This window comes from Haloprofundus marisrubri (genome assembly GCF_001469955.1).
GTDB lineage: Archaea > Halobacteriota > Halobacteria > Halobacteriales > Haloferacaceae > Haloprofundus > Haloprofundus marisrubri.
Genome location: NZ_LOPU01000019.1, coordinates 1 through 3,279, shown reverse-complemented (window position 1 = coordinate 3,279; position 3,279 = coordinate 1). Strand labels below are relative to the sequence as shown.

General features: G+C 61.9%; 2 protein-coding genes. One reads left to right on the top strand and one right to left on the bottom strand.

Annotation, left to right across the window (positions count from 1 at the left end; translation table 11 throughout):
• On the bottom strand, positions 1-1,653 hold a 1,653-nt coding region (glpA, locus tag AUR64_RS10355; RefSeq protein ID WP_058581895.1), incomplete at its 3' end, for an anaerobic glycerol-3-phosphate dehydrogenase subunit GlpA.
• 294 nt (positions 1,654-1,947) lie between these two features.
• Here glpA and glpK point away from each other — a divergent pair.
• On the top strand, positions 1,948-3,279 hold a 1,332-nt coding region (gene glpK / locus AUR64_RS10350), incomplete at its 3' end, for a glycerol kinase GlpK (protein ID WP_058581894.1).

Genomic DNA, 3,279 nt, shown 5'->3' with positions numbered 1-3,279 from the left:
GGCGGCGAAATCGACGGCTTCGTCCATCGCGGCGGGGTCGCCGTCGCGGTTCATGGTGGTCGCGTGCAGCGCGTAGTTGAGCATCGCTTGCGAGAGCTGTTCGCCCCAGAGCGCGTGGACCTCGCCCTTCCAGCGTTCTTGAAACAGTTCGTCGAGCGCTTCGCGAGCCGTGGGTTCGTCGTAGGTGGGGTAGAGTTCGGTGGCCATGCGATGACAGCAGAAGCCTCCTTGGCAGTTGCCCATTGACGCCCGCGTCCGAATTCGGACGGCGTTGAGGTCCGAGCCCGATTGGCTGATTGCATCTTGAATCTCGGCGCGGGTGACGGCCTCACACTCGCAAATCACGGGATTCGGTTCGCCGGTTTTCAGCACTTCGTCGGCGCGCGAACCGAGTCGTTGGACGCTCCGGCGACCGATAGGCGAGCGGAGACCGAACTCGTCCATGTAGTCGCGCAGAACCGAGAAATCCTCGCTGCCCGGAAGGGATTCGTCCGCGGTGCGACAGGTGGTGTCGATGCCGAACTGCTCGCAGACGTGGTCGGAAATCTTCTCGGCCATCATCCGGTAGGTGGTGAACTTGCCGCCGACGATGCTGGTCATCCCGGGCAAATCGTCGCGTTCGGCGTGGTCTAAGAGGAAGAAATCGCGCGTGATGTCGGTAGGGTCGGTCGTTCCCGTCCCCGGTGGTTCGTAGAGGGGTCGAACGCCCCAAAAGGAGCGAATCGTCCGCGCTTCTTTGAGGATTGGTACCAACTCTGACAGGGTATCAATCATGAGGTCGACTTCCCACTGTTCTTCGGGGTAGTCGTCGGGGTCGTCGACTTCCTCGTCGGTCGTCCCGAGAATGCAGGTGGTTTCGTGGGGGACGACGATGTCGGCGTCGCCCTTGGGTCGACAGCGGTTGACGACCGTATCGACCTGTCGGGTGTTCATGATGGTCATGACACCCTTCGAGGGGCGGACGGCGACTTCGACGCCGGCCATCTCGCCGATTTGGCCGGCCCACGCGCCGGTGGCGTTGACGACGTAGTCGGCGCGGATTTTCTCGGTACTGCCGGGAGTGCGGTGGACGCGTTTGCCGGGTCCGGAGTCGTGTTGGACTTCGACACCGACGACCTCGCCGTTTTCTCGAAGTACGTCGATAACTTCGGCGTGGGGTTCGATGCGTGCGCCGTACTCTTGGGCGCTGGCGGCGTTGGCGACGCAGAGCCGAAACGGGTCGATAGCGCCGTCGGGGACCTTGATGGCTCGTTTGATGTCCGTGGCAAGGAACGGTTCGACTTCTCGGGCTTCTTCGGCGGTGAGGACTTCGGCGGGGATGTCGCACTCGCGGCAGCCCTTCAGTTTCTGCTCGAAGTAGTCGTCGTCGTCGTCGGGTTTCTGGACGAACAGGCCGCCGGTCATCTCGACGCAGTGGGCGGCGATGTCGCGGAGGACGCGGTTCTCCTCGATGCACTCTTTGGCGCTGGCTTGGTCGGAGACGGCGTAGCGGCCGCCGCTGTGCAAGAGTCCGTGCATGCGGCCGGTGGTGCCGTGGGTGAGGTTGCCCCGCTCGACGAGGGTGACGTCGAGACCGCGCATCGCGAGGTCGCGCGCGATGCCGCAGCCGGTGGAGCCGCCCCCGACGACCAGCACGTGGGGTGTGTCTGTCATTGTTTCACAGTGATGAGGGTCGGCGGCAACTTCACTCTACCTTCACCGAACAGGACCGTTCCGATGGCGTGGTACTCTCGGTCCAGTCTATACGATATTTGTCTAAAATAATATAGATACAAAAAACGACTTTAAGGAGTCCAGAGGGGTATATGAGGCGTTTATTCACTCGGTGTGTTCGAAAAGTGAGCAACGTTTATCATCTTCTTGCACGGTTTTTCACTGTGGTGTGGGACGCTAGCACGTCACTGTGGTCAGTGGGACTAGCTCCGACACACGCGGGAGACACTACCAATGGCAACAGACACATACGTTGGCGCTATCGACCAGGGAACGACGGGGACGCGCTTCATGGTCTTCGACCACAGCGGACGCGTCGTGACGAGTGCGTACGAAAAGCACGAACAGATTTATCCCGAACCCGGGTGGGTCGAACACGACCCAGCCGAGATTTGGGAGAAAACGCAGTCGGTCATCACGTCGGCGCTCCAGAAAGCGGACCTGACGGCCGACCAGTTGGAGGCCATCGGCATCACGAATCAGCGTGAGACCACGCTGCTGTGGGACGCCGACTCCGGGACGCCGGTCCACAACGCCATCGTCTGGCAGGACCGCCGGACGACAGACCGCGTCGAACAGCTACAGCAAGAAGACAAGGTCGAGTGGATTCGCGGGAAAACCGGACTGGAAGCGGACGCGTACTTCTCGGCGACGAAAGCCGAGTGGTTGCTCGACAACGCCGACCCGATGAAGATGCAGCGGGCCCGTCCGGCGGACGTCCGCGAACGCGCCGAAGACGGTGAGGTGCTGTTCGGCACCATCGACACGTGGCTCATCTACAATCTGACGGGCAACCACATCACCGACGTGACGAACGCATCGCGGACGATGCTGTTCGACATCCACGAGATGGCGTGGGACGAAGAACTCTGCGAGGAGTTCGACGTCCCGATGGCGATGCTCCCGGAGGTAAGACCATCTTCTGACGAAGACCTCTACGGAACGACCGACCCGGAAGGGTTCCTCGGCACCGAGGTACCCGTTGCGGGCGCGTTCGGCGACCAGCAGGCGGCGCTGTTCGGCCAGACGTGTTTCGACGAGGGTGACGCGAAGAACACCTACGGCACTGGTTCGTTTATGCTGATGAACACCGGCGAGGAAGCCGTCGAGAGCGAACACGGCTTGCTCACGACCGTCGGTTTCCAGCGCACCGGCGAACCGGTACAGTACGCCCTCGAAGGGGCCATCTTCGTCACCGGGGCCGCAATCGAGTGGCTCGAAGACATGGAGATAATCTCGAACGCATCCGAGAGCGAGACGCTCGCCCGCTCGGTGGATTCGACGGACGGAGTGTACTTCGTGCCGGCGTTTACCGGACTGGGTGCGCCACACTGGGACGGCCGGGCACGGGGAACCATCGTCGGGATGACGCGAGGGACGCGGCGCGAACACGTCGTTCGTGCAACGTTGGAATCCATCGCGTTCCAGACGAAAGACGTCGCCGACGCGATGGAAGCGGATTCGGGTATCGACATGACGGACCTGCGCGTCGACGGCGGAGCGGTGAAGAACAACTTCCTCTGCCAGCTACAGGCGAACATCATCGATTCGACCATCGTTCGCCCG